This window comes from Pseudomonas sp. BLCC-B112 (assembly GCF_028550695.1).
Taxonomy (GTDB): Bacteria; Pseudomonadota; Gammaproteobacteria; order Pseudomonadales; family Pseudomonadaceae; genus Aquipseudomonas; species Aquipseudomonas danubii.
Window position 1 is genome coordinate 75,442 of sequence record NZ_JAQQGK010000005.1, and the last position, 26,323, is coordinate 101,764.

A 26,323-nucleotide genomic window follows, 5' to 3' on the forward strand; every position below is an offset into this window, starting at 1 on the left:
GGGAGTTGATGATTCATGGATATCCGTAAAGTTAAGAAACTGATCGAACTGCTGGAAGAGTCCGGCATCGACGAGTTGGAGATCAAGGAAGGCGAAGAGTCCGTGCGCATCAGCCGCCACAGCAAGACTCCAGCCCAGCAGTACTACGCACCGGCTCCGGTTGCCGCCCCCGTAGCTGCACCAGCCGCTGCCGCCCCGGCCGCCGCCGCTGCTCCTGCCGCCCCCGCCGCACCTGCGCTGAACGGCACCGTGGCCCGCTCGCCAATGGTCGGTACTTTCTACCGCAAGTCTTCGCCTACCTCGCCAGCCTTCGTTGAAGTCGGCCAGAGCGTGAAGAAGGGCGACACCCTGTGCATCGTCGAAGCGATGAAGATGATGAACCACATCGAAGCTGAAACCAGCGGTGTGATCGAATCCATTCTTGTCGAAGACGGCCAGCCGGTTGAGTACGACCAACCGCTGTTCACCATCGTTTGAACCGCGGAGAGTCTTTGATGTTGAAGCCTGCGAAGTTGGAAAAAGTCCTGATCGCCAACCGCGGCGAAATCGCCCTGCGGATCCTGCGTGCCTGCAAGGAAATGGGGATCAAGACCGTCGCCGTCTACTCCAAGGCCGACAAGGAGCTGATGCACCTGGGCCTGGCGGACGAATCCGTCTGCATCGGGCCTGCGCAAGCCGCGCAGTCCTACCTGCACATTCCGGCCATCATCGCGGCCGCTGAAGTCACTGGCGCTACGGCAATCCACCCTGGCTACGGCTTCCTGGCGGAAAACGCCGACTTCGCCGAACAGGTGGAAAACTCCGGCTTCGCCTTCATCGGCCCGAAAGCTGAAACCATCCGCCTGATGGGCGACAAGGTTTCCGCCAAGCACGCCATGATCGCCGCTGGTGTTCCTACGGTTCCAGGTTCCGACGGCCCACTGCCGGAAGACGAAGAAACCGCCCTGCGCATTGGCCGTGAAGTCGGCTACCCGGTGATCATCAAGGCCGCTGGCGGCGGCGGTGGTCGCGGCATGCGCGTGGTGCACAAGGAAGAAGACCTGATCGCCTCGGCGAAGCTGACCCGTTCCGAAGCCGGCGCGGCGTTTGGCAACCCGATGGTCTACCTGGAGAAGTTCCTGACCAACCCACGTCACGTGGAAGTTCAGGTGCTGTCCGACGGCCAGGGCAATGCCATCCACCTGGGCGACCGCGACTGCTCGCTGCAGCGTCGTCACCAGAAAGTCCTCGAAGAAGCGCCGGCACCGGGCATCGACGAGACTGCGCGCCAGGAAGTCTTCGCCCGCTGCGTCAAGGCGTGCATCGACATCGGCTACCGCGGTGCCGGTACGTTCGAGTTCCTTTACGAGAACGGCCGCTTCTACTTCATCGAGATGAACACTCGCGTGCAGGTAGAGCACCCGGTTTCGGAAATGGTCACTGGCATCGACATCGTCAAGGAGATGCTCAGCATCGCCGCCGGCAACAAGCTGTCGTTCACCCAGGATGACGTGGTCATTCGCGGTCACGCCCTGGAATGCCGGATCAACGCCGAAGACCCGAAAACCTTCATGCCAAGCCCAGGCACGGTCAAGCACTTCCATGCTCCGGGCGGTAACGGCGTGCGCGTCGACTCGCACCTGTACAGCGGTTACGCGGTTCCACCGAACTACGATTCGTTGATCGGCAAGCTGATCACCTACGGGGCGACCCGTGACGAAGCCATGGCGCGCATGCGCAATGCGCTGGACGAAATCGTCGTCGACGGAATCAAGACCAACATCCCGCTGCACCGCGATCTGACCCGTGACGAAGGCTTCTGCAAAGGGGGCGTGAACATTCACTACCTCGAGCACAAGCTGGCCGAGCAACACTGATCGGCACTCGCCACACCGACAAGGCCGCTTTCGAGCGGCCTTGTCGTATCTGTCATTTGCCCCTGCGCGCCCCTGTACAAGCGAGCTTGCCCGCCAACCGCACAACGGCCATTGCGTGCACTCCCCGATCAACGGCCAACGCCGGCAAGAACTAGGCGTCCCCCTCGCTCCTGCGGGTCGTCTCGCGTAAACTTGCGCGCTTCTCGCGGCCCGCTAGGCTGCACATCACATATTTTCAAAGGTGCCCGCCATGCCTTGGCTGCAAGTCCGTCTCGCCATCAGCCCAGAACAAGCCGAAACCTATGAAGACGCTTTTCTTGAAGTCGGTGCCGTCTCGGTCACCTTCATGGACGCCGAGGATCAGCCGATCTTCGAACCCGAACTCAATACCACGCCACTGTGGTCCCACACTCACTTGCTGGCTCTGTTCGAAGGCGGCACTGAAGCCGCCAGCGTGCTCGCTCACCTGGAACTGCTGACCGGCAGCCCGTTGCCCGAGCACCACAGCGAAGTCATCGAGGACCAGGACTGGGAACGCAGCTGGATGGACAACTTCCAGCCGATGCGTTTCGGCCAGCGCCTGTGGATCGTTCCAAGCTGGCACGCCGCACCGGAGCCTGACGCGGTCAACCTGCTGCTGGACCCGGGCCTGGCCTTCGGCACCGGCACCCACCCGACCACCGCGCTGTGCCTGGAGTGGCTGGACGGCCAGGACCTCAAGGACTGCAACGTGCTGGACTTTGGTTGCGGCTCGGGAATCCTCGCCATCGCTGCCCTGCTGCTGGGCGCCAAGCAAGCGGTCGGCACCGATATCGATGTCCAGGCACTGGAAGCCTCCCGCGACAACGCCGGGCGCAACGGTATTGCCGACGAACTGTTCCCGCTGTACCTGCCCGAGCAACTTCCACAAGTACAGGCCGATGTGCTGGTGGCCAATATCCTGGCCGGCCCGCTGGTCTCCCTGGCCCCGCAACTGTCCGGTCTGGTGAAGTCCGGAGGACGCCTGGCACTCTCCGGCATCCTCGCCGAACAAGGCGAAGAAGTGGCTGCGGCCTATGCCCAGGACTTCGATCTGGATCCGATCGCCACCCTCGATGGCTGGGTGCGCATCACCGGCCGTCGGCGCTAGAATGGCCGCCTGCATAATCCGGATGGCCGCATGACCGACAGTTTCGTCACCCAGTGCCCGCATTGCCAAACCAGGTTCCGTGTCAGCCATGCTCAGTTGAGCGTGGCCCGCGGGGTGGTTCGCTGTGGCTCCTGCCTGCAGGTGTTCAACGCCGCGCGGCAGTTGCTTGAGCAGCGCGCCGCCAAGGAAAACGCAACGTCCAGGCCGGCGGCGAAACCGGCAACCGCGCCAGCTGCGACGCCTAAACCCGAGCAGCCGCCCGCCCCCGCACCAACGCCGGCGGCAGCGCCTCCCCAGCGCGCCATCAGCCAGAAACAATGGTCGGCCGCCGAGATGGACCTGGATCACCTGGACCTCGACGAGGAATTGGCCAAGCTCGAGCAACGGGAGATCCAGCCGGCCAAGGCCTTTGGCCAGGAACGCGAACACCAGGAAGACAGCCTCAGTGCCCGTCGCGACCCTCAGGGCGCCGATGAAGCCCACTGGCCCGACGGCCTGTTCGGCAGCGCCAGTGAACACGATGAGTCCGAGCCCGCCCCCCTCAAGACCCAGGCGCATCAGGACGACATCGCCCCCGAGCCGGTCCGTCCCAGTCGCACCGAGCCTTCGCTGTCCTTCAACCTGGCGGATCTGGATGACGAGCCAAAGACGCCGAAACTGCGCCATGACGACGACCTGGAACCCTTCGAGGCCCAGGTGTCCACAGACGCTGACGAACACGACGAACCATCGCCAGCAGCCTCCCCCGGCAAGAAACGCCGCGAACGCAGCGAGCCCGGAGTCAAGGAGGATGTACTGCTGGACCTGGTGGACGATCCGATCCACCTCGATTGGCAGAAACGCCGCTCCCCCTGGGGCCGGCGCCTGCTCTGGCTGCTGCTGATCCTGCTGGCCGCCGGCGGCCTGGTCGGACAATACGTCGCTTATCACTTCGACGAGCTCGCACGCCAGGACCAGTACCGGCCGTGGTTCCAGGAGTTGTGCCCGGAGCTCGGCTGTACGGTGCCATCCCGGGTGGATATCGCCCGAATCAAGAGCAGCAACCTGGTGGTGCGCAGCCACCCGGAATTCAGCGGGGCGCTGGTGGTGGACGCCATCATCTATAACCGCGCGCCCTTCTCCCAACCCTTCCCTCTGCTGGAGCTGCGCTTCGCCGACCTCAACGGCCACCTGATTGCCAGCCGCAGTTTCAAACCTGGGGAGTACCTGGGCGGCGAGATGCAGGATGTGGCGGAAATGCCACCGCAGACGCCGATTCACATCGCCCTGGATATTCTCGACCCAGGACCGAAAGCGGTGAACTACAGTCTGAGTTTCCACTCGCCCGAGTGAATCGGCTGATCAGACTAACGGACAACTCTGGATTGACGACAGATTTATGACTGTATCGCTCAGATTGATCACCGGGCGATAACGGAAGAACTGTTCAGATTTTATCCAATTCAGCCTTTATCCGGTCATCGAGAGCGGGTATCATGCCAACCCTTTTTCGAACTCTCATGATCCGGCCCCACAACAGGGAAGTCCTATGTCGGCGGTACGCATCGGCCCATATACATTGCACAACGGCTTGATTCTCGCCCCGATGGCGGGGGTCACCGACCAGCCCTTTCGTCAGCTTTGCAAGCAGTTGGGCGCGGGCCTTGTAGTCTCGGAAATGGTCACCAGCGACATGAGCTTGTGGAACAGCCGCAAATCGCGGTTGCGCATGATCCACGAAGGCGATCCCGAGCCACGCTCGGTACAGATTGCCGGTGGCGATGCACAGATGCTGGCAGACGCCGCCCGCGCCAACGTCGAGTTGGGCGCACAGATTATTGATATCAACATGGGTTGTCCGGCGAAGAAGGTCTGCAACAAGGCTGCCGGTTCCGCGTTGCTGAAAGACGAAGCCCTGGTCAACGAGATTCTCCAAGCGGTGGTGGCCGCAGTGGATGTACCGGTCACCCTGAAGATCCGCACCGGCTGGGACCGGCAGAACAAGAACGGCCTGACGGTGGCGAAGATCGCCGAGCAGGCGGGCATCACGGCACTGGCGGTCCACGGTCGGACCCGGGCCGACCTGTACACCGGTGAAGCCGAGTACGACACCATTGCCGCGATCAAGCAGGCGGTGTCGATTCCGGTCTTTGCCAACGGCGATATCGACTCGCCCGAGAAGGCCCGGCAGGTATTGCACGCCACCGGGGCCGACGGGTTGTTGATCGGCCGGGCCGCCCAGGGGCGGCCATGGATTTTTCGTGAAATCGAGCACTTCCTGCGTACCGGTGAAACCCTCCCGGCACCGGAGCTGTTCGAGGTGGAACGTATTCTGCTAGAGCACCTGGCCGCGCTGCATGCCTTCTATGGGGAGGTCATGGGCGTCCGCATTGCGCGCAAGCATGTGGGCTGGTATCTCGCAACCCTGCCGGGCGCCAGGGAGTTTCGCGCCCACTTCAATCGTTTGGAAGATACGGAAGCACAATGCGCCAACGTTCGTGAGTTCTTTGCCGGACGTTACAAGAGCCTGGAAACAGGGGACGGAGAGGGGGTGGCCGCATGACGATGATGACCGAGACTTTAGTGAGTGGAACTGCACCCGTGAGCGACAACGTGAATTTGAAACAGCACCTCAATACCCCCAGCGAAGAAGGCCAGACCCTTCGCGGGAGTGTCGAGAAGGCGCTGCACAATTATTTCGCCCACCTTGAGGGCGCTGCCGTCACGGACGTGTACAACCTGGTGCTCTCCGAAGTCGAGGCTCCGTTGCTCGAAAGCGTGATGAACTACGTCAAGGGCAACCAGACCAAGGCCAGCGAACTCCTGGGTCTGAACCGCGGCACCCTGCGCAAGAAACTCAAGCAGTACGATTTGTTGTAAGCATTCAATCAAACCAGAAAGGCGCCCGCGTAAAAAACGGTCGCCTTTTTTGCTGACTCCTTTGCTTTTGATGGAAATTGAGATGACCGACCAGACTACCCGCCTGCCGATCCGCCGCGCCTTGATCAGTGTTTCCGACAAGACCGGGATCCTCGAATTCGCCAAGGAGCTGGAAGCCCTCGGTGTGGAGATCCTCTCCACCGGCGGGACCTTCAAACTGCTGCAGGACAACGGCGTGGCCGCAGTGGAAGTCGCGGATTACACCGGTTTCGCGGAAATGATGGACGGCCGGGTCAAGACCCTGCACCCGAAAATCCACGGCGGTATCCTCGGTCGTCGCGGTATCGACGACGCCATCATGAACGAGCACGGGATCAAGCCCATCGATCTGGTGGCGGTCAACCTCTACCCCTTCGAAGCCACCATTTCCAAGCCCGGCTGCGACCTGCCGACCGCCATCGAGAACATCGACATCGGCGGCCCGACCATGGTCCGCTCGGCGGCCAAGAACCATAAGGACGTGGCCATCGTGGTCAATGCCAGCGACTACGCCGGCGTCCTGGAAAGCCTCAAGGCCGGCGGCCTGACCTACGCTCAGCGTTTCGACCTGATGCTCAAGGCCTTCGAACACACCGCCGCCTACGACGGCATGATCGCCAACTACATGGGCACCGTGAACCAGGCCGCCGAGACCCTCTCGACATCCGGCCGCAGCGAATTCCCGCGGACCTTCAACAGCCAGTTCATCAAGGCCCAGGAAATGCGCTACGGCGAGAACCCGCACCAGAGCGCGGCGTTCTACGTGGAAGCCAAGCCTGCCGAAGTCGGCATCGCCACCGCCACCCAGCTGCAAGGCAAGGAGCTGTCCTACAACAACGTAGCCGACACCGACGCCGCCCTGGAATGCGTGAAGAGCTTCGTCAAGCCGGCCTGCGTCATCGTCAAGCACGCCAACCCGTGCGGCGTGGCGGTAAGCCCGGACGCTGAAGGCGGCATCCGCCAGGCCTACGAACTGGCCTACGCCACCGACACCGAATCGGCCTTTGGCGGCATCATCGCCTTCAACCGCGAACTGGACGCCGAAACCGCCAAGGCCATCGTCGAGCGTCAGTTCGTCGAAGTGATCATCGCCCCAAGCGTCAGCGAAGAAGCCCGCGCCATTGTCGCCGCCAAAGCCAACGTGCGCCTGCTGGCCTGTGGCCAGTGGTCGGCAGACCGCGTACCGGCCTGGGACTACAAGCGCGTCAACGGTGGCCTGCTGGTGCAGAGCCGCGATATCGGCATGATCAGCGCCGATGACCTGAAAGTGGTGACCAAACGCGCCCCGACCGAGCAAGAGATCCACGACCTGATCTTCGCTTGGAAAGTCGCCAAATACGTCAAATCCAACGCCATCGTCTACGCCAAGAACCGCCAGACCATCGGTGTCGGCGCTGGCCAGATGAGCCGCGTGAACTCGGCGCGGATCGCTGCGATCAAAGCCGAACACGCCGGCCTGCAAGTCCAGGGCGCAGTCATGGCTTCCGACGCCTTCTTCCCGTTCCGTGACGGCATCGACAACGCGGCCAAGGTCGGCATCACGGCGGTGATCCAGCCAGGCGGCTCGATGCGTGACAACGAAGTGATTGCCGCAGCTGACGAGGCTGGCATTGCGATGGTGTTCACCGGCATGCGCCACTTCCGTCACTGATACGACAACGGTCGCACTGACACCGGCATCTGCTGCGTTGGAGCCCACCCCGATGATGCTCATTGCCAACAGGCAACTGCGCTCATCGAGGTGGGCTCCGCCTTGCATCTACCTCTGTCATTGCAACCTCCTGAGGCGTGCAACGCTTCAGGTTCCAAAACAGAATTAGCGTCATCCGAGGTTTTTGAAATGAATGTACTGATCATTGGTAGCGGCGGTCGCGAACACGCCCTGGCCTGGAAAGTCGCTCAGGACCCACGGGTCGAAAAAGTATTCGTCGCCCCCGGCAACGCCGGTACCGCCATCGAAGCCAAGTGCGAGAACGTCGCCATCGACGTCCTGGCCCTGGAGCAGTTGGCGGATTTCGCTGAGAAGAACGTCTCCCTGACCATCGTCGGTCCGGAAGTACCGCTGGTGGCCGGCGTGGTGGATCTGTTCCGCTCCCGTGGCCTGGACTGCTTCGGTCCGACCGCCGGCGCCGCGCAGCTGGAAGGTTCGAAAGCCTTCACCAAGGACTTCCTGGCACGCCACAAGATCCCGACGGCCGACTACCAGAACTTCACCGAGATCGAGCCGGCCCTGGCCTACCTGCGGGAAAAAGGCGCGCCGATCGTGATCAAGGCCGACGGCCTGGCCGCCGGTAAAGGCGTGATCGTCGCCATGACCCTGGCCGAAGCCGAAGAAGCCGTGCGTGACATGCTGGCCGGCAATGCCTTCGGTGATGCCGGTTCCCGCGTGGTCATCGAGGAGTTCCTCGACGGCGAGGAAGCCAGCTTCATCGTCATGGTCGACGGCAAGAACGTGCTGCCCATGGCCACCAGCCAGGACCACAAACGCGTCGGCGACGGCGACACTGGCCCCAATACCGGTGGCATGGGCGCTTACTCGCCAGCACCGGTGGTCACTTCAGAAGTGCACCAGCGGGTGATGGATCTGGTGATCTGGCCCACCGTTCGCGGCATGGCCGAGGAAGGCAACGTCTACACCGGCTTCCTCTATGCCGGTCTGATGATCGACAAAGCCGGCAACCCGAAAGTCATCGAGTTCAACTGCCGCTTCGGCGACCCGGAAACCCAACCGGTGATGCTGCGCCTGCAATCGAGCCTGGTGCTGCTGGTGGAAGCCGCCCTGGCCCAGGCCCTGGACAAGGTCGAAGCCCAGTGGGACCCACGCCCGAGCCTGGGCATCGTCCTCGCCGCCGGCGGCTATCCTGGCGACTATGCCAAGGGCGCGGCCATCACTGGCCTGGACGCCGCCGCTGCACTGGAAGGCAAAGTGTTCCACGCCGGCACCGCACTCAAGGACGGTCAGGTCGTGACCTCCGGCGGCCGGGTGCTCTGCGCCACCGCCATGGGTGACAGCGTCGATGCCGCCCAGCAACAAGCCTACCGCCTGGCGGCCAAGATCGACTGGCAGGGCTGCTTCTACCGCAACGACATCGGCTACCGTGCCATTGCTCGTGAGCGCGGCCAGGAGTAAAGCTGCCAGCGCCCCCCGGCAAGGGCCTTGCGCCCTTGCCGTGCGGTGATCACGCCGCGCATAGTTATAATCAGGCATCAACCAATGAAGGGATTTCGCCGTGCGCTGGCTCAGGACCGCCCTAGGCTTCACCGTCACATTGCTGACCTTGCTCTGCTTGAATCCGGCCCTGGCCGCTCAAGGCAGTGGCTGGGCGGTTTTGCTCGACGAACAGGCCGACCTGCAGCTCAGTGATATCCGCTCCCCGCGCTACACCAACCAATTCAGCCCCATCGAACTGGACAAGCTGACCGCAGCCGAACCCGACGGCGCCCTGTGGTTGCGCTTCAAGCTCCAACCGGGAACCCACGAGCAGATCCTGCGGATCTTCGCCCCCGACCTGTCCCACCTGAATCTCTACGTGCTCGACGGCGACAAGCTGATCGAACAAGTGAACACCGGCGCCAGCCAGTCGCAAGCCCAAAAGCCTTTGCCCAGCAGCGACTTCATGCTGCCACTGCCGCAAAGTGCCAAGCCGCTGGACGTCTATCTGCGCCTGGTGTCCGAACATGAACTGCGTCCCTACATCACCCTGCAATCGGCTGTGATGGGCGCCGCAGACCAGAGCCAGACGCTGATCTACGGCCTGTTGTTCGGCTGCCTGGCGATGCTGATCCTGCACAACCTCACCCGCTTCGCCTACACCCGTTCACGCAGCAGCCTGTGGCTGGCAGCCTGTGAAGGCCTGCTGACCCTCAGCCTGTTGATGCTGCTGAACCTGCTCGGTCCCTGGCTACCGGACTGGCAAGCGTTGCAGACACCGGGCGCCTACGTGGCCCTGCTGCTGACCGCGCCCTGCGGGATGATGTTCGCCTACCGCTTCTTCGCTCCACTGGGCCCGCACCCGCTGAACCGCTTGCTGCTGGGCAATATTCTGCTGATCGGCCTGTTCGGTCTGTTGCTGCTGTTCGTCAACACCCTGCCGCTGAACATCATCACCTACGGCCTGGTGGCCCTGGCCGGCCTGAGCATGCTGTTCGTTGGCGCCTACCACTGGCACCAGGGCTATCGTCCGGCCCGGCTGTTCGTCACCGCCATGGTGATTTTCAACCTCGGCACCCTGGTGATTCTCCCTGCGCTGCTGGGCCTGACCCTGGTAGCGCCGCAAGGCTTGATCGTCACCCTGCTGAGCGTGGTGTGCATCGCCGGGTTGCTGATGAGCATTGCCTTGGGCGAACGCCAGCGCAACATCACCGAGAACCGCTTCAGTGTCAGCCGCGACCTGGCCGCCAGCACCGCCGAGATCAATGCCAAGGCCGAGTTCCTGGCCAAGATCAGCCACGAGATCCGTACGCCGATGAACGGTGTGCTGGGCATGACCGAGTTACTGCTGGGCACCCCGCTGTCGGTCAAGCAGCGTGATTATGTGCAGACCATTCACAGTGCCGGCAACGAGCTGCTGACCCTGATCAACGAGATCCTCGACATCTCCAAGCTGGAGTCCGGGCAGATCGAACTGGACGACGTGCAGTTCGACCTCAACGCCCTGATCGAGGATTGCCTGAGTATCTTCCGGGCCAAGGCCGAACAGCAGAACGTCGAGCTGATCAGTTTCATCCAGCCCCAGGTGCCGCGGGTCATCAGCGGCGATCCGACGCGCCTGCGCCAGGCCCTGCTGAGCCTGTTGGAAAACGCCCTGAAGAAGACCGACGAAGGCGAAGTGCTGATCGTCGTCGCCCTCGACGAGCGCAGCAGCAAACCGCGCCTGCGCATTGCCGTACAAGACAGCGGCCAGCCCATGGATACCGAGGAGCGCGAAGCGCTGCTGCACACCGAACTGCACAGCAAGAACTTCCTCGCCACCACCCGCCTGGGGGGCAACCTGGGGCTGGTGATCGCCCGCCAGTTGATCCTGCTGATGCACGGTGAGTTCGGCATCAAGAGCGGCACCAACCAGGGCAGCACCCTGTGGCTGACCCTGCCCCTGGACGCCGAGCGCCTGGAACATCCCACCGCCGACCTCGACGGCCCCTTGCAGGGCGCGCGGGTGCTGGTGGTGGACGATAACGACACCTGCCGCAAGGTGCTGGTGCAGCAATGCAGCGCCTGGGGCCTGAACGTCAGCGCCGTGCCTTCGGGCAAGGAAGCCCTGGCCCTGCTGCGGACCAAGGCGCACCTGCGGGACTACTTCGACGTGGTGCTGCTGGACCAGAACATGCCCGGCATGACCGGCATGCAGCTGGCGGCGAAGATCAAGGAAGACCCGAGCCTGAACCACGACATCCTGCTGATCATGCTCACCGGCATCAGCAACGCGCCGAGCAAGGTGATTGCGCGCAATGCCGGGATCAAGCGCATCCTCGCCAAGCCGGTGGCCGGCTACACCCTCAAGACCACTCTGGCCGACGAGCTCAGCCAACGCGACAAGGCCCCCACCGCGCCCTACAACATGCCCCTGAACCCGGCACCGGGTCCGGCGCCGATCACCGTTCCCAGCGACTTCAGCATCCTGGTGGCCGAAGACAACAGCATCTCCACCAAGGTCATCCGCGGCATGCTGGGCAAGCTCAATCTGCAGCCCGACACCGCCAGCAACGGCGAAGAGGCCTTGCAGGCAATGAAGGCCAAGCGCTACGACCTGGTGCTCATGGACTGCGAAATGCCGGTGCTCGACGGTTTCTCCGCCACCCAGCAGTTGCGGGCCTGGGAAGTGGGCAACCAGCGGGTGCGCACCCCGGTGGTGGCGCTGACCGCGCACATCCTCGCCGAGCACAAGGAGCGCGCGCGCCAGGCCGGCATGGACGGGCACATGGCCAAGCCGGTGGAGTTGTCGCAACTGCGCGAGCTGGTGGAACACTGGGTCACCCAGCGCGACCTGCGCGAGCGCAGCACCGCGCACACCAGTTGAGCCGACAGCCTGCGCGGCGCCTGTTAAACTCTGGCTCGCCCTCCCTAGTCGTGAGCTCCCGCCATGCTCCACGTGCTGTTCAGCGTTTACCTGAAGATGCTGGTGCTCTATAGCCCGTTCTTCGTCCTCTCATGCTTCATCAGCCTGACCCGCGGCTACTCCTCCAAGGAGCGCCGACGCCTGGCCTGGAAAGTCGCCCTGGCCACCCTGGTTTCCAGCGTCTTGCTGTACCTGTTCGGGCGGGTGATCTTCAGCGTGTTCGGCATCACCGTGGACGCCTTCCGCATCGGTGCCGGCAGCGTGCTGTTCATCTCGGCCCTGGGCATGGCCCAGGGCAAGTCGGCTGTACAGACCGACAACGTGCAACAGGACGTGACCATCGTGCCGCTGACCATTCCCCTGACCGTGGGCCCGGGCACCATCGGCGCCCTGCTGGTGATGGGGGTCAGCCAGCCCCACTGGGACGACAAGCTCACCGCCATTCTCAGCATCGCCCTGGCCAGCCTCACCGTGGGCGTGGTGCTGTACCTGTCCAACCGCATCGAGCGCATCCTTGGCGACCAAGGCTTGCAGATCGTCAGCCGGCTGATGGGACTGTTCGTCTGTGCCCTGGCAGCACAGATCATCTTTACCGGGGTAAGGGGTTACCTGGTCCCTTAGGTCCGCCAGGTCTCGAAACTGTAGGAAACCTTCCCAGCAGGAGCAGGAACCGCACCATGCCCTACAGCGTCGACACGGCCTTTATCCAGGAACAATGGCAGGCCGGGTACTTCCCCCGGGAAAACACCCTGGTCCTCAACAGCGGGTTCTACTGCCTGTTCGACCTGCCCTACGAACATCCCCGGCTGAGCAACAAAGTCTGGATGCTGGCCCTGGACTTCCCAGGCAGGGATGAACCTGATTTCGTCACCACCCTGGGGTTTGCCGCCGAAGGCCCGCAGTCCTTTCATGCCCAGTGCGGTGAGACCGCCGGGCACGGCGGCGACGGCTTCCTGGCCTTGCTGGAAAAGGACACGGATGCACTGATCTGGCTGCTTGTCCTCAGCGAAACCAATCCCTTCTGCCGAGTCGAGATCCACGACCAGAAGATCCATGCCGAGTCGACCTCCGGCGTCACCGTGCGGGTCCCTGTCGAGCGCCCCGATCAGTTGACCCTGGTCTGGCCATGAACCGCCCGCCCACACCGAGCCCAATGAAAAAACTGAGCGCCACCGCCGCCATCGACCTCCTGAGCACACACAGGCTGCCCGGCCTCGACCTCGCCGCTCGGGCTTCCCTGCTCCTGGACTGGTGGGGGATCGACAGCGACAACCTTGAATTCGCGACACTGCCACCCGACCTGCAGCAACAGCTCATCTCGCAACCGGAGCCCCCGGACGATGCGCAAGACCCGCGCTACGACGCCCTGCTGCTGGTCGCCCTGCGCGCCGAGTATCGTGGCGTGACCCAGCTGTACCTGAGGCGCTGCCTGCGTGAAGCCGGGCTGGGCGACTACGCCGTCAGCGCGGACATCGAGTACCTTGAGGCCTGTCCCTGCTGCGGTTATCGAACCCTCACGGCGCGGGGCGACTACCAGATCTGCGACCTCTGCCATTGGGAGGACGACGGCAGCCAGGCGCTGGATGTGCTGAGCGGACCCAACCACAAAACCCTGGGCCAGGCCCGGGAACACTTTGCCCAGCAGCAGGGCCGCCTGCCCTTGGATAAGTGGCCACACATCAGCAAGGAGCACCCATGATTCCCCCGCAGTTGATCGCCCTGATCGAAGCCCAGCCCCGCTTCCGCCCGCGCCCCGACACCGCCGAGGTCACCCGAGCGCTGGCAACATTGGGGATTGCCCTGGACAGCGAGTTCGCGCAGATCTACCTGACCTGCCACCCCGCCGACTTCTTAGACCGAGTGAGCTACGGAGCGCTGATGAACATCGACGGGCCCAGTGATGAAATCCTGATGAGCACCGAGTTCATTCATGAAGTCTGGGAGTTGCCCAAGAACTTCATCGCCTTCACCTCACTGCAAGGTCAAGGCGGCTACTTGCTGGACAAGGACAGCGGTGGCGTCTGGGATTTCGACCTGGGCGACCGGGAAGCTTTTATCGCCGGCCGCGTTCCCGCCAGATGGGCCAGCTTCTTCGAATTCATCACCTGGCTGCTGACCGCCACGGACAAGGATGAGGATGAGGATGAGGATGAGGACCCTGCGCGCTAGAAGCCGCTGCCGGCGATGGCGATCTTGCGAGCGCCTTCGCCGGCAAGCCGGCTCCTACAAGGGTTTATTGCCGTACCAGCGCGGGGTGTAGACCCACTCGCCACCCTCGGCCCGGGGGAAGACGCAGGTGGTGGAAGAGCCCACCAGCACCATGGTGCGCATGTCCACCTGCTCCGGGGTCAGCTCGCCCAGGGTGATGACCCGCAAGGTCTGGCCCGGACGGCCAATGTCGCGCCCCAGCACCACCGGGGTTTGCGGCGTGCGGTGCTGGCGCACGATCTCCAGGGCGCGGCCCAGTTGCCAGGGTCGGGAACGGGAGATCGGGTTGTAGAAGGCCAGGGCCAGATCGGCCTGGGAGGCGAGATCGAGGCGCTTCTCGATGATGTCCCAGGGCTTGAGGTTGTCGGACAGCGACAGCACGCAGAAGTCATGACCCAGCGGCGCGCCGGCCTGGGCGGCGGTGGCCAGTGAGGCGGAGACGCCCGGGAGGATCTCCAGGTCGACACGATGCCAGGCCGGATCGCTGGATTCGTGCAGGGCTTCCAGGACCGCCGCGGCCATGGCAAACACCCCCGGATCGCCGGACGACACCACCACCACCGAACGACCCTGGGCCGCCAGTTCGAAGGCGTGCCGGGCGCGCTGCATTTCTTCGCGGTTGTCAGTGCAGTGCATCACCTGATCGGCGCGGAACGGGCCGGCCATGCGCACGTAGGTTTCATAACCGAGGATGTCGTTGGCACGGGCCAGTTCGGCTTTCACCGCCGGCACCATGAGTTCGGCAGCACCAGGACCGAGGCCGATGACTGCCAGGCGTCCGCGGGGACGACCGATCCGCTCAGGGTCCAGGGGCTGGCTGGCCACGGCGATGGCGATGTCGTCCCCCACCTTCAGCGGCGGCAGCAATTGCGGCACGGCTTGCTGTGCCAGTTCGACGACACTGCCGGCGGCCGGCAGGAAACGCAGCGGCACACCCAGTTGCGCAGCCGCCTGATGCAGGGCGCGGTCAGCCATGTCACTGTCGGCCGCCAGCAGGCAGGCGACGGACTGCACGGCAATTCGCGCCTGATGCAGGGCCTGACGGATGTGGGTGGCGAGGCCGGTATCGCTTTCGCCAGCAAGCTGGCCGCTACGGCAAGCGACCAGGACGCTGCGGGGGTAGATCAGCAGCTCATTGGCCGCAGGCTCGCGCTCGGCAGAGCCGACCCGGATGGTCAGGCGGGCCTGATCGTTCTCGGGCAGCTTGGCCGCGGCCAGCCAGGGCGCGGCGCCTTCGATGCGCACGCTTTCGCCACCCAGCAGGTCGGAAACGAAACGCTTGCCCAGCTCCAGGTCGCCCAGGGCATAACCGCTGGGCGGGTTGAGCAGGCAGGTGCCGAAGCGCAGTTCGCCACTGGTGGTAATGGCCGCAGCCACGCCAAGGCCCGCGGCGATTTCCCGGGCCATGACGTTGACGCCGCCCAGGCCGCCCAGCAGCGGCACCACGGCGCTGCCGTCTTCGGCAACGGCCAGCACCGGCGGTTCGGCGCCTTTTTCCAGCAGCAGCGGGGCCAGGGTGCGGATGACGATCCCGGCCGCGCACAGGGCGATGATGGGCGTGTCCTGTTGATACATCTGGCGCAGGGTGACGCCGAACTCGTGATAGATCCGATCAGCGCCTTCGACCCGTTCCGCCAGACCGTGGATCAACGAATCGGGATACAGCCGCTGGATCTGCCGTGCGGTGTCGAGACTGCCTTGGCCAAGGATGACGATGGCCGGAATTGAAAGGGCCATCAGCCTTGCCACCTTTCGCCGGGCACGATGATCAGCGAGAAGTACGGCGAGGACATCGGCTCCACGTCATCCAGCGGCACGATCTTCTGGTTGGCCATGGTGGCGCGCTCGACGTACAGCGCACGCTGCGCCAGCCCCAGCTCTTCCAGGACCTGGCGCACCTTGGGGAAATTGCGCCCCAGCTTCATCACCACCGCCGCGTCGGCGTCCGCCAGACGCCGCTTGAGTTCGTCATGTGGCAGCACGCCCGAAAGCACCGACAGGCTCTGGTTGCGATACACCAGGGGCGCGCCCAGTACCGACGCGCCGCCCAGCATCGAGCACACCCCGGGCACCACTTCGGCCTGGTAACGCTCGGCCAGACGATCGTGCAGGTACATGTAGGAGCCGTAGAAGAACGGGTCGCCTTCGCAGATCACCGCCACATCCCGACCGGCATCCAGATGCAGCGCCAGCTCCTGGCTGGCGCTGTCGTAGAAATCGCTGATCACTTGCTCGTAGGACAGCGGCGCCGGCAGCACTTCGGTGGTCACCGGGTACACCAGCGGCAGCAGGGTCTGGGCCTGCTGCAGGTGCCCTTCGATGATGCCGAAGGCGTTGCCTTTCTTGCCCTTGGCCACGAAGTAGGCCACCACCGGCGACTCGCGCAGCAGGCGCAGGGCCTTCAGGGTAATCAGCTCCGGATCACCAGGACCCACGCCAAGGCCGATCAAACGTCCAGGTTGCTGCATCATTCGATCTCCGTGGCCAGGGCGTTGACGGCGGCGGCGGCCATGGCGCTACCGCCCAGGCGACCCTGCATGATCACAAAGGGCACGCCGCGGCTGTCGGCGGCGAGCATCGCCTTGGATTCGGCGGCGCCGACGAAGCCCACCGGGAAGCCGAGGATCAGCGCCGGTTTCGGCGCGCCGGCGTCGAGCATTTCCAGGAGGTAGAACAGGGCGGTGGGCGCATTGCCGATCACCACCACGCTGCCTTCCAGGTGCGGACGCCAGAGCTCCAGAGCCGCCGCCGAGCGGGTGTTGCCCAGCTCTCGGGCCAACTCCGGGACGCTGTCATCGCGCAGGGTGCAGATCACTTTGTTGTTGGCCGGCAAGCGTGCCCGGGTAATGCCTTCAGAGACCATCCGCGCATCGCAGAGGATCGGTGCCCCGGCGGCCAGGGCATCACGCCCGGCCTTGCCGGCGCCCGCGGAGAATTGCAGGCCATCGATGGCCTCGACCATGCCGCAGGCGTGGATCACCCGTACCGCGAGTTTTTCCAGGTCGGCGGGAATGCGATCCAGCTTGGCTTCTTCGCGGATGATCGCGAAGGAGTTGCGATAGATCTCCTGACCGTCGCGGATGTAATCAATCATCTAGGTGGCTCCGTGGGCGGGCATCAAGCAGTGCCTCTGCCGCTTCAATAGAAAGGTTGCGTGCGTGCAGCGCGCCGAAACCCGGCTGCGCTGCATCGCGTAGATACAAGTCGTAACGCCCTGGGGCCGTCGCCAGCAGGGTGGCCGGCGCCACATGGGCGGCGGCGCAGGAACGGGAGCAGGCCGACAAATGCACCGCCTGCTGACGGCCATGGCCCTGGAGCAGGGCTGCCAACTTCAGCGCATCGCCCTTGGTGTCGGCCAGGGCTTTGCCGCAGCCACTGGAGCCAGTACAGGCAATCAGGTGGGCCAGGGATTGTTCAGGGCTGCACAACAGGCCCAGTTGGCCCAGACGTGCCGTGACCCCGGGAGCATCCGCAGGGGCAATGCCGGGCAGCAGCAGGCTCTGCCAGGGTGTGAAGCGCAGGCTGGCATCGCCGTACTGTTCGGCCAGTTGCGCAGCGCCCTTGAGCATGACGGGATCAAGGCGCCCCAGGGGCGCAACCGCGCCGACATAGACCTGTCCGCGTTCACGCTGTGGATAAGTTCCCAGGTGCAGCCCAGCGACCGAGGCCGGACGCTGCCAGCCGTCGATACTCAACAAGGGCCGGCTCAGGCGCAGGTTCAGTTGGGCAAGAAAGTCCGCCACCGGCACCTGCGCCAACAGGTGGCGCATCCGCGTCTGCTCGGGCGTGGCCAGCTCGAGAAACAGCTCCAGCACCGCCACCAGCAGTTCATGGCCCAGTTCCTGGGGCACTGCCGCCAAAGGTTTATCCACAGGGCTGCCCGCCAAGCCAAAGGCCAACAGCAACTGCCCCTCCCGCACCAAGGCGGCCAGCCACAGATCGTGATGATGTTCGAGCATGGCCAGGGCTTCGCCGCCATCGAGCTGCACGGCGAACTTGGCCGACAGTTCATGGAAGCGCGAGTGGCTCTGCAAGGTCTCGAGGATCTGCCCGGCCAGGGGCCGGGTGTCCATCAGCAATTGCCGGTCGATGCCGGCGCTGGGGCTGAGCATCAGGTTGCGCACATCGTCGCCGGCGGCGGTGGTCGGTCCCAGGCCGGCCGCCAGCAGTTTGTCGATCAGTGCCTGGTGCTCGGCGCCGATCCCGCGAATCTGCAGGTTGGCGCGGTTGGTGGCCTCGATCACACCGCCGGCATAAGCCTGCGCCGCCTCGGCCACCGCCGCTGCCTGAGCTGCACTGATGACGCCGCCCGCCAGCTTGATCCGGCAGATGCCGCCGTCCAGCGCCGGGACAATGCGCAGCAACCCCGGGCAGGCCGAGGGGCGGATGGCGGTGGACATAGGACGTTCGTTCAAAGGGGCGACCGGCAGTGTGGGAAAAGCGCTTCGTCAACGAAGGCGCGGTATTATGCCTGCTTTGTCCGAAGGCATGAAAAGCCTGCCGGTCGGAACCTTAGGTTTGAGGAATATAGATGTCGCCCTGGCTGACAGTAGTGGGAATCGGTGAAGACGGCTTCAAGGGCCTGGGCAGGAACGCCCGCCATGCCCTGCTGGGCGCTTCGCGGATCGTCGGCGGCCAGCGCCAGCTGGATCTGCTGCCGGCGTGCATCCGTGGCGAACGCCAGTTGTGGCCCAGTCCGTTCTCGCTGGAGCCGGTGCTGAGCCAACGCGGCACGCCCGTCTGCGTGCTGGCCAGCGGCGATCCGATGCTGTTCGGCGTAGGGGCCAGCCTGGCCCGGCAACTGCCGGCCGAGGAGCTGCAGGTACTGCCCTTTCCTTCCTCCTATTCCCTGGCCGCCGCCCGCCTGGGCTGGGCCCTGCAAGAGGTGGTCACGCTGTCGGTGGTGGCACGCCCGATTGCCGCGCTCAACGCCCAACTGTTCAGCGGCGTGCGCCTGCTGGTGCTGAGCAATGACCGCCACAGCCCGGCGGCCATCGCCGGACTGCTGCGCGAGCGCGGCTTCGGCCCGAGCCGGATCACGGTACTGGAGCACTTGGGCGGGCCCTTGGAGCGACGCCTGGACAGCACTGCCAATCAATGGAGCGATCCATCGATCGCCGACCTCAACCTGCTGGCCATCGAATGCCGGGCGGCGGCCGATACGCCGCAACTGTCCCGTCTGGCTGGCCTGCCGGACTCGGCCTTCCGCCATGACGGCCAGTTGACCAAGCGGGACGTGCGCGCCATCACCCTGGCCCGCCTGGCCCCGGTGCCCGGTGAACTGCTCTGGGATGTGGGGGCCGGCAGCGGTTCCATCGGTATTGAATGGATGCGGGCCCACCCCAGTTGCCGGGCCCTGGCCATCGAAGCCGATGACGGCCGCCAGCAGTTGATCGAACACAACCGCGACGTACTCGGGGTGCCCGGGCTGCAACTGATTCGCGGCAGCGCGCCCCAGGCCCTGGCCGGACTGGAGCGTCCGGATGCGGTGTTCATCGGTGGTGGGGTGACCCGCGAAGGCGTGTTGCAGACTTGCTGGGAGCAGCTCAAGCCCGGTGGGCGCCTGGTGGCCAACGCGGTGACCCTGCAAAGTGAAATGACCCTGATGCACTGGCGCGACCAGTACGGCGGTGAACTGACCCGCATCCATATCGCCCAGGCCCAGCCCCTGGGGGAGTTCGACACCTGGCGCCAGGCCCTGCCGATCACCCTGCTGGAGCTGCACAAGCCCCAGGACCTGCCATGAACCTTGCAGGAGCGGGCTTGCCCGCAAAAGCATCCAGCAAAGAGACCGCAGCGCGCCCTTCGCGAGCAAGCTCGCTCCTACGGGAGCAAGGGCATGCGTGAGGAAACAGCGGAACAACCCGCGCCCCTGCGCAGCGGCCTGACCACCGGCAGCTGCGCCACGGCCACCAGCCTGGCCGCCGCTCGCCTGCTCTTGGGGGGTGTCAATGCGGACGCGGTGGATATCGTCCTGCCCAAGGGTAAACAGGTACAGATGCGCCTGGAGTTCTGTCGCCGCACCCACGACGGCGCCGAGGCCGGAACCCTCAAGGATGCCGGCGACGACCCGGACGTGACCCACGGCGCCCTGCTCTACTCCCAGGTGCGCCTGACTCCCGAGCCGGGAATCCGCTTTATCGCCGGCCAAGGTGTGGGCACCGTGACCCGCCCCGGTCTGGTGCTGGCAGTGGGTGAGCCGGCGATCAATCCCGTGCCGCGCCGGATGATCAGCGAACACCTGCAACGGCTCGCCGAGGAACAGGCCTACCCCGGCGGGTTCGAAGTCACGGTGAACGTCGAGGGCGGAGCGGAACTGGCCCTGAAAACCATGAACCCGCGCCTGGGGATTCTCGGCGGGCTGTCGATCCTGGGCACCAGCGGCATTGTCCGGCCCTTCTCCTGCGCGGCCTATATCGCCTCGATCCACCAGGGCATCGACGTGGCCAAGACCAATGGCTACCTGCACATCGCCGCCTGCACCGGCAACGCCAGCGAAGACACCATGCGCCGGGTCTACGAACTGCCGGAAATCGCCCTGATCGAAATGGGCGACTTCGTCGGCGCAGTGCTCAAGCACCTGCGCAAAGTGCCTGTGGATAAACTCAGCCTGTGCGGCGGCTTCGGCAAGATCAGCAAACTGGCCGCCGGGCACATGGACCTGCACAGCCGCCATTCCAGCATCGACCTGCCACAACTGGCGCGCTGGGCCGCCGCGGTGGGTGCCGACCCGGCGCTGCAACAGGCCATCCGCGAGGCCAATACCAGCCAGCAGGCCCTGGCCATGGCCAGCGCCGCCGGGATCGCCCTGGGCGACGCGGTGTGCCAGCACGCCCTGGACTTCGCCCGCAGCGTGGTGCCGGCCCAGGTTCAGGTGGAAGTCTTCGCCATCGATCGCCAGGGCGGCATCGTTGGCCATGCCGGAGTCTTGTCATGACCCGTATTCTGCTGCTGGGCGGGGTCACCGAAGCCCTGGCCATCGCCCGCACCCTGGGCCCAACACATATCTACAGCCTGGCCGGAGTCGGACGGGTGCCCACCGACCTGAACTGCCAGGTACGGGTCGGCGGCTATGGCGGTGCCGAGGGCCTGGCCCGCTTTATCCGCCAAGAGCGCATCGGCCTGCTGCTGGATGCCACCCACCCTTACGCGGCACAGATCAGCGCCAATGCACAGGCCGCCGCGCAACTGGCCGGAGTTGCCTGCTGGGCCTTGCGGCGGCCGGCCTGGCAGCCGCAGCCCGGGGATGACTGGCGCGAAATAACCGACTGGCCGCACTTGGTGCAGGCCTTGAAACCCTTCAAGCGGCCCCTGTTCACCCTGGGCCGCGAACCCTTGCAGCATCTGGATGAGATTCCTGCCGGCCAGTTCTGGACCCTGCGCGCCCTGGATACCTGCCCGGGCAATCCGCGCTGTGAAGTGATCGGGGCCCGCGGGCCGTTCCTGATCGAGGACGAACAAGCGCTGTTCGAGCGTCGGCAGATCGATGTGCTGATCAGCAAGAACAGTGGCAGCAGCGCCACCGAACCCAAGCTGGAAGTGGCCCGCGAGCGGGGCATACCGGTGCTGGTGCTCAAGCGTCCCGAGCTGCCCGAGGTCGACCGCCACTTTGCCAGCGTGGCCGAGGTGTTGAGTGCCCTGGGGCAGCTGTCTCACGCCTGACAGACAAAGTCGCCAAGCCCCACAGACTCTTGGGATTCCCCTGGCAGCGATCGATAAGACAGTGCTTTAGCCTCCTTGGAACGATTCAGTGGCGACCGGCTCATCAATGGCCAGTCGTCGCGCCAATCGACTTCAGTCTGGCAAATGACTTGCCAGCCCGTATCCCAAGGAATACAGTCGCCATGTTCGTCTTTGAGCAGACTCAGGCGTTCACCCACTGGCTGCTAAGCCTAAAGGATCCCCAGGGAAAAACCCGCGTGCTGGCCCGGATCAGGGCGGCGCAACTGGGCCGATTCGGCGACTGCGAACCGGTGGGCGAAGGTGTCTATGAAATGCGCATCCATCGCGGCCCCGGCTACCGGGGGTACTTCTCGCGCCGGGACACCGTGATCTACCTGTTGCTGATCGGCGGTGACAAGGGCACCCAGAGACGCGATATCCAACGCGCCAGGCAACTGGCCCATGACCTCAAGAGCGAGGGCTGAAACATGCGTACCCCAGTGACCCGCTTCGACGCGGCAGAGTACCTCAAGACCCCGGAAGACATGGTGGCCTACCTCGACGCCTGCTTCGAGGAAGATGCCGGCGACGGCAAGCTGATCCGCGCCGCCCTCAACGACATCGCCCGCGCCCGGGGCATGACCCAGGTGGCCCGCGACACCGGCCTGGGTCGCGAGAGCCTGTACAAGGCCCTGGGCAGCCAGGGCAATCCCGAGTTCGCGACTATCATCAAGGTCATGAAGGCACTGGGACTCAAGCTCCACGTCAGCCCGGCCTGAACTGGCACTGCGACACCACACCGCATACGCTGCTTTTTTACTTATCCACAGCGATCAGGCTAAATACCCGCCTGATCGCTCAACCGACGGATCGTCCCCATGTCCCGACAACGGCTCGCATTTGCCTGGATCGCCTGCTTCGCAGTGCTGTTCAACATGCTTGCCATGCCGCTTTCCGGGGCCATGCAACGCAACGATTCGGGGCTGGACGAACAACTGCTGTGGGGCAGCTTCTGCTCTTCCAGCGGCACCAAAATGGTGGCCATTTCCCTGGGCAAGCTTGAACAGAAAGTCCCGCAGAACGACGAGCACTCGAACATGCAGCACTGCTGGTGCTGCTCAGGCTCGGCGCCGCTGGTGGCCCTGCCCGGTCATGTGCCCCAGCTGAATTTCATTCGTTTCGCCGTCCAGCCGGGCGCGCCGCAACCGAAGATCGCAATGCTCACCCTGCGCCAGCAATGGCCCAGCCTGAACCCCGGTGCACCGCCTCTGGCATGATTCCCTTTCGCAAGTGATCTGCGTTTTTGAATCGTTCTGGAGAACCGTCATGTCCAAACCGTCCCTGATCAAGCAATCCCTGCTTATTGCCGCACTGCTGCTGCCCGCCTGTTTCGCCACCGCTCACGACTACAAGGCCGGTGAGTTGCAGATCGCCCATCCCTGGTCGCAGGAGCTGCCGCCGAACGCGCCGACCGTCGCGGCTTACTTCGTGGTGCACAACCCAGGCAAGAACGCCGACACCCTGCTCAGTGTCGACTCGCCGATCTCTGGCCGGGCCGAACTGCATGAACACGTCATGCAAGGCGACATGATGAAGATGCAGCAAGTGGCCAAGGTTGCGGTGCCCGCCGGCGGTGAGGTGACCTTCGCCCCCATGGGCTACCACGTGATGCTGATGGAGCTCAAAGACCGCAGCCTGCTCAGCGACGGCAAGCGCTTCCCGCTGACCCTGCACTTTGAAAAGGCCGGCGACGTCACCGTCGAAGTGGCCGTACAGAAGCAGCCACCGGCCGCCATGCACGAGTCCAAGCACGCTCACTAAGCTGACCGGCTCGTTACCGTGAACACCCCGCACGCGCCTGGCCGCAGGCGGTCCGCGCCGCGTCGCAACTCCCCGGGAGTGCGCCGCGGCAGCTGGATCAGCCTGTTCGCCATGCTGATGATCTTTATCGGCCCGCTGATTTCTCAGTCGATGCCGATGGATCACGCGATGCCGATGAACATGTCCGTCTCCATGGACATGGGTGACGGCGCGCCCGGCTGTCACGGTGAAAGCCCGCATCACGCCCAACAGGGCAAGTCCCAGGGCGAACAACACGTACTCTGGGAAAAATGCGGCTATTGCAGCCTGCTGTTCAATTGCCCGGCACTGCCTTCGGGGCTGTCGTTCGCCGCCCTGTCCGCGCCGCCCACACAGTATTTCCTGATCCCCGCCACGCGCCTGGGCCACGCCCGGCAGACCGTGTTCCCCGGCGCCCTGACCCGCGCCCCGCCGATCCTCGCCTGAGTCCCCTGCTCACCTCACACGGCCGACTGTCATTGCGACAGCCGCGTAGTTGCGGCCGTGTCATTCAAGACCGATCGATGGAACATCTATGTTTTCTGCTGACACTCGCCTGGGCGCTGCCCAGCCATCCAAGCCCTTTGCCCTGAACCCGTCGCGCCTGCGTTTCAACCATGCCCTGGCGGTGCTTTGCGGCGTGCTGCTGACCCCCCTGGCCCTGGCCGACGAGGCCCCGACGGACCACTCCCGACACGGCACGCAATTGAGTCCGACGGTGATCACCGCCATCGCCCCCAGCTCGCCGCTGACCGTGGTCACCAATCCCAAGGACCCGCGCCAACCGGTCCCGGCCAGTGACGGCGGCGACTACCTGAAGACCATTCCCGGCTTCGCCCTGGTACGCAATGGCGGCACCAACGGCGACCCGGTACTGCGGGGCATGTTCGGCTCGCGCCTGAACATCCTCACCAACGGCGGCATGATGCTCGGCGCCTGCCCCGGCCGCATGGATGCACCGACCTCCTACATCTCCCCGGAAACCTATGATCGCCTGACCGTGATCAAGGGCCCGCAAACCGTGCTCTGGGGCCCCGGCGCCTCGGCCGGCACCGTGCTGTTCGAGCGTGAGCCGGAACACTTCGGCGAGCTCGGCACGCGGGTCAACGCCAGCCTGCTGGCGGGCTCCAATGGCCGCTTCGACAAGACCCTGGATGCTGCCGCCGGCGGCCCCCTGGGGTATGTGCGGGTGATCGGCAACACCGCCCACGCCGACGACTACAAGGACGGCAACAACGACACCGTGGCCTCGCGCTACGACAAGTGGAACGGTGACGTGGCCCTGGGCTGGACCCCGGACGCCGACACCCTGCTGGAGCTCACCGCCGGCAAGGGCGACGGCGAAGCCCGCTACGCCGGCCGCGGCATGGACGGCTCGCAGTTCAAGCGCGAAAGCCTGGGCCTGCGTTTCGAAAAATCCAACATCGGCGAGGTCCTGGACAAGGTCGAGGCCCAGGTCTACTACAACTACGCCGACCACGTGATGGACAACTACAGTCTGCGTACCCCGTCCGGCACCGGCATGATGGCCGGCCCCATGGCCTCCAATGTCGACCGTCGCACCCTCGGTGCGCGGATCAAGGCCACCTGGCGCTGGGCCGACCTGCAGTTGATCGGCGGCCTGGATGCCCAGACCAACGAACACCGCACTCGGGCCAGCAACGGCGTGGATACCTACAAGCAACTGCCCCGTACCAAGGACGCCGACTTCCACAACTATGGCGCCTTCGGCGAACTGACCTGGTACGCCGCCGAGCGCGACCGCCTGATCACCGGGGCCCGCCTCGACCGTGCTTCGGCCAAGGACTACCGGCAGAGCATCGGCTCGGGAATGATGAGCCGGCCCAACCCCACTGCCGGCGATACCCGGGCCGATACCCTGCCCAGCGGCTTCGTGCGCTACGAGCATGACCTGGCCGACAGCCCGACCACGCTCTACGTCGGCCTTGGCCACACTCAGCGCTTCCCCGACTACTGGGAGCTGTTCTCGCCGAAAATGGGCCCGGCGGGCTCAGTGAACGCCTTCGATTCGATCAAGCCGGAAAAGACCACCCAACTGGACTTCGGCCTGCAATACCAGAGCGAGGATCTGGAAGCCTGGGCCTCGGGCTATATCGGCCAGGTGCGCGACTACATCCTCTTCGACTACAGTCCTGCCATGGGCGGCATGAGCACCTCTCGGGCCGAGAACATCGACGCACGGATCATGGGCGGCGAAGTGGGTGCGGCCTACAAGCTGACCTCCAACTGGAAAGCCGATGCGACCCTGGCCTACGCCTGGGGCAAGAACAGCAGCGACGGCAAGGCCCTGCCGCAGATGCCGCCGCTGGACGCGCGCTTCGGCCTGACCTACAGCGAGGACGACTGGAGCGCCGGGGCCTTGTGGCGAGTGGTGGCGGCGCAAAACCGCGTCGACCTGAACAAGGGCAACGTTGTCGGCAAGGACTTCGGCAAGAGCGGTGGCTTCGGCGTGTTCTCCCTCAACGGCGCCTACCGGGTCACCAAGAACCTCAAGCTCAGCACCGGGGTCGACAACCTGTTCGGCAAGGCCTACGCCGAACACCTGAACCTGGCGGGCAACGCCGGCTTCGGCTACCCGGCCAGTGATCCCCAGGCAATCAAGGAGCCGGGGCGCACCCTCTGGACCAAGGTCGACCTGAGCTTCTGATCCGCCT

Annotated in this window: 26 protein-coding genes; 22 read left to right on the forward strand and 4 right to left on the reverse strand. The window is 64.6% G+C overall.

The window, feature by feature from the left end; all coding sequences use genetic code 11:
• The first annotated feature begins 15 nt into the window (after positions 1-15).
• From accB to PQT43_RS14305, 13 genes are all read left to right on the forward strand, one after another.
• On the forward strand, positions 16-477 hold the full coding sequence (gene accB / locus PQT43_RS14245) for an acetyl-CoA carboxylase biotin carboxyl carrier protein (RefSeq protein ID WP_015633997.1): 462 nt from the start codon (positions 16-18) through the stop codon (positions 475-477).
• A gap of 17 nt (positions 478-494) precedes the next feature.
• Positions 495-1,856: an acetyl-CoA carboxylase biotin carboxylase subunit gene (gene accC / locus PQT43_RS14250; protein WP_015633996.1), complete on the forward strand. Its 1,362-nt coding sequence runs from the start codon at positions 495-497 to the stop codon at positions 1,854-1,856.
• 250 nt (positions 1,857-2,106) lie between these two features.
• Complete coding sequence (gene prmA, locus PQT43_RS14255) at positions 2,107-2,985, forward strand: 50S ribosomal protein L11 methyltransferase (RefSeq protein ID WP_102862993.1); 879 nt, start codon at positions 2,107-2,109, stop codon at positions 2,983-2,985.
• Between the two features lie 30 nt (positions 2,986-3,015).
• Positions 3,016-4,317: a DUF3426 domain-containing protein gene (locus tag PQT43_RS14260; RefSeq protein WP_272754179.1), complete on the forward strand. Its 1,302-nt coding sequence runs from the start codon at positions 3,016-3,018 to the stop codon at positions 4,315-4,317.
• 196 nt (positions 4,318-4,513) lie between these two features.
• The gene (dusB, locus tag PQT43_RS14265; protein ID WP_016968220.1) at positions 4,514-5,527 is read left to right on the forward strand and encodes a tRNA dihydrouridine synthase DusB; all 1,014 of its coding nucleotides are present in this window, start codon (positions 4,514-4,516) and stop codon (positions 5,525-5,527) included.
• The gene (gene fis, locus PQT43_RS14270; RefSeq protein ID WP_007921650.1) at positions 5,524-5,844 is read left to right on the forward strand and encodes a DNA-binding transcriptional regulator Fis; all 321 of its coding nucleotides are present in this window, start codon (positions 5,524-5,526) and stop codon (positions 5,842-5,844) included. The genes dusB and fis overlap by 4 nt, the downstream gene beginning before the upstream one ends.
• Before the next feature lie 82 nt (positions 5,845-5,926).
• Positions 5,927-7,534 carry a bifunctional phosphoribosylaminoimidazolecarboxamide formyltransferase/IMP cyclohydrolase gene (gene purH, locus PQT43_RS14275; protein WP_102862991.1) on the forward strand — a complete coding sequence of 536 codons (1,608 nt, stop codon included), beginning with the start codon at positions 5,927-5,929 and terminating at the stop codon, positions 7,532-7,534.
• 189 nt (positions 7,535-7,723) lie between these two features.
• Positions 7,724-9,013 carry a phosphoribosylamine--glycine ligase gene (gene purD, locus PQT43_RS14280; RefSeq protein ID WP_102862990.1) on the forward strand — a complete coding sequence of 430 codons (1,290 nt, stop codon included), beginning with the start codon at positions 7,724-7,726 and terminating at the stop codon, positions 9,011-9,013.
• A 100-nt stretch (positions 9,014-9,113) separates the two neighbouring features.
• Complete coding sequence (locus PQT43_RS14285; protein WP_102881949.1) at positions 9,114-11,900, forward strand: hybrid sensor histidine kinase/response regulator; 2,787 nt, start codon at positions 9,114-9,116, stop codon at positions 11,898-11,900.
• Between the two features lie 63 nt (positions 11,901-11,963).
• Positions 11,964-12,560, forward strand: coding sequence for a MarC family protein (locus tag PQT43_RS14290; protein WP_003171467.1), 597 nt, complete (start codon positions 11,964-11,966; stop codon positions 12,558-12,560).
• 56 nt (positions 12,561-12,616) lie between these two features.
• A complete protein-coding gene (locus tag PQT43_RS14295; RefSeq protein ID WP_272754182.1) occupies positions 12,617-13,069 on the forward strand; it encodes a hypothetical protein in 453 nt (150 codons plus the stop codon).
• Positions 13,070-13,092: 23 nt separating this feature from the next.
• Positions 13,093-13,638 carry a CPCC family cysteine-rich protein gene (locus PQT43_RS14300; RefSeq protein ID WP_170001557.1) on the forward strand — a complete coding sequence of 182 codons (546 nt, stop codon included), beginning with the start codon at positions 13,093-13,095 and terminating at the stop codon, positions 13,636-13,638.
• The gene (locus PQT43_RS14305) at positions 13,635-14,108 is read left to right on the forward strand and encodes an SMI1/KNR4 family protein (RefSeq protein WP_253084211.1); all 474 of its coding nucleotides are present in this window, start codon (positions 13,635-13,637) and stop codon (positions 14,106-14,108) included. The genes PQT43_RS14300 and PQT43_RS14305 overlap by 4 nt, the downstream gene beginning before the upstream one ends.
• Before the next feature lie 54 nt (positions 14,109-14,162).
• Here PQT43_RS14305 and cobJ read toward each other — a convergent pair whose 3' ends face one another.
• Genes cobJ through cobG form a run of 4 tightly spaced genes read right to left on the reverse strand, consistent with a single transcriptional unit; the run spans position 14,163 to position 18,547 of the window.
• Entirely contained in the window at positions 14,163-15,884 is a 1,722-nt protein-coding gene (gene cobJ / locus PQT43_RS14310; protein ID WP_272754183.1) for a precorrin-3B C(17)-methyltransferase, read from the reverse strand.
• Positions 15,884-16,615 (reverse strand): precorrin-2 C(20)-methyltransferase, encoded by a 732-nt coding sequence (locus PQT43_RS14315; protein ID WP_102862984.1) that lies wholly within the window; start codon positions 16,613-16,615, stop codon positions 15,884-15,886. Before PQT43_RS14315 ends, cobJ begins: the two co-directional genes overlap by 1 nt.
• A complete protein-coding gene (locus PQT43_RS14320; protein WP_102862983.1) occupies positions 16,615-17,241 on the reverse strand; it encodes a precorrin-8X methylmutase in 627 nt (208 codons plus the stop codon). The genes PQT43_RS14315 and PQT43_RS14320 overlap by 1 nt, the downstream gene beginning before the upstream one ends.
• Positions 17,234-18,547 carry a precorrin-3B synthase gene (gene cobG / locus PQT43_RS14325; RefSeq protein WP_110650885.1) on the reverse strand — a complete coding sequence of 438 codons (1,314 nt, stop codon included), beginning with the start codon at positions 18,545-18,547 and terminating at the stop codon, positions 17,234-17,236. The genes PQT43_RS14320 and cobG overlap by 8 nt, the downstream gene beginning before the upstream one ends.
• A 131-nt stretch (positions 18,548-18,678) precedes the next feature.
• Here cobG and cbiE point away from each other — a divergent pair, with 131 nt between their 5' ends.
• The 9 genes from cbiE (at position 18,679) to PQT43_RS14370 (ending at position 26,316) form a co-directional block, all read left to right on the forward strand.
• Positions 18,679-19,893 (forward strand): precorrin-6y C5,15-methyltransferase (decarboxylating) subunit CbiE, encoded by a 1,215-nt coding sequence (gene cbiE / locus PQT43_RS14330; RefSeq protein WP_272754184.1) that lies wholly within the window; start codon positions 18,679-18,681, stop codon positions 19,891-19,893.
• 93 nt (positions 19,894-19,986) lie between these two features.
• On the forward strand, positions 19,987-21,084 hold the full coding sequence (locus tag PQT43_RS14335; protein WP_102862980.1) for a cobalt-precorrin-5B (C(1))-methyltransferase: 1,098 nt from the start codon (positions 19,987-19,989) through the stop codon (positions 21,082-21,084).
• Complete coding sequence (locus PQT43_RS14340; RefSeq protein WP_272754186.1) at positions 21,081-21,809, forward strand: cobalt-precorrin-6A reductase; 729 nt, start codon at positions 21,081-21,083, stop codon at positions 21,807-21,809. Before PQT43_RS14335 ends, PQT43_RS14340 begins: the two co-directional genes overlap by 4 nt.
• Positions 21,810-21,991: 182 nt before the next feature.
• Positions 21,992-22,294 (forward strand): type II toxin-antitoxin system RelE/ParE family toxin, encoded by a 303-nt coding sequence (locus PQT43_RS14345; RefSeq protein ID WP_267269308.1) that lies wholly within the window; start codon positions 21,992-21,994, stop codon positions 22,292-22,294.
• 3 nt (positions 22,295-22,297) lie between these two features.
• On the forward strand, positions 22,298-22,588 hold the full coding sequence (locus PQT43_RS14350; protein WP_102881959.1) for an addiction module antidote protein: 291 nt from the start codon (positions 22,298-22,300) through the stop codon (positions 22,586-22,588).
• Positions 22,589-22,687: 99 nt separating this feature from the next.
• Positions 22,688-23,086: a DUF2946 domain-containing protein gene (locus PQT43_RS14355; protein ID WP_267269307.1), complete on the forward strand. Its 399-nt coding sequence runs from the start codon at positions 22,688-22,690 to the stop codon at positions 23,084-23,086.
• Positions 23,087-23,135: 49 nt separating this feature from the next.
• Positions 23,136-23,630, forward strand: a complete 495-nt coding sequence (locus PQT43_RS14360) for a copper chaperone PCu(A)C (RefSeq protein WP_102881961.1) — start codon at positions 23,136-23,138, stop codon at positions 23,628-23,630.
• Between the two features lie 18 nt (positions 23,631-23,648).
• Positions 23,649-24,095, forward strand: a complete 447-nt coding sequence (locus tag PQT43_RS14365; protein WP_272754188.1) for a DUF2946 domain-containing protein — start codon at positions 23,649-23,651, stop codon at positions 24,093-24,095.
• 88 nt (positions 24,096-24,183) lie between these two features.
• On the forward strand, positions 24,184-26,316 hold the full coding sequence (locus PQT43_RS14370) for a TonB-dependent copper receptor (protein WP_267269305.1): 2,133 nt from the start codon (positions 24,184-24,186) through the stop codon (positions 26,314-26,316).
• Positions 26,317-26,323 lie beyond the last annotated feature (7 nt).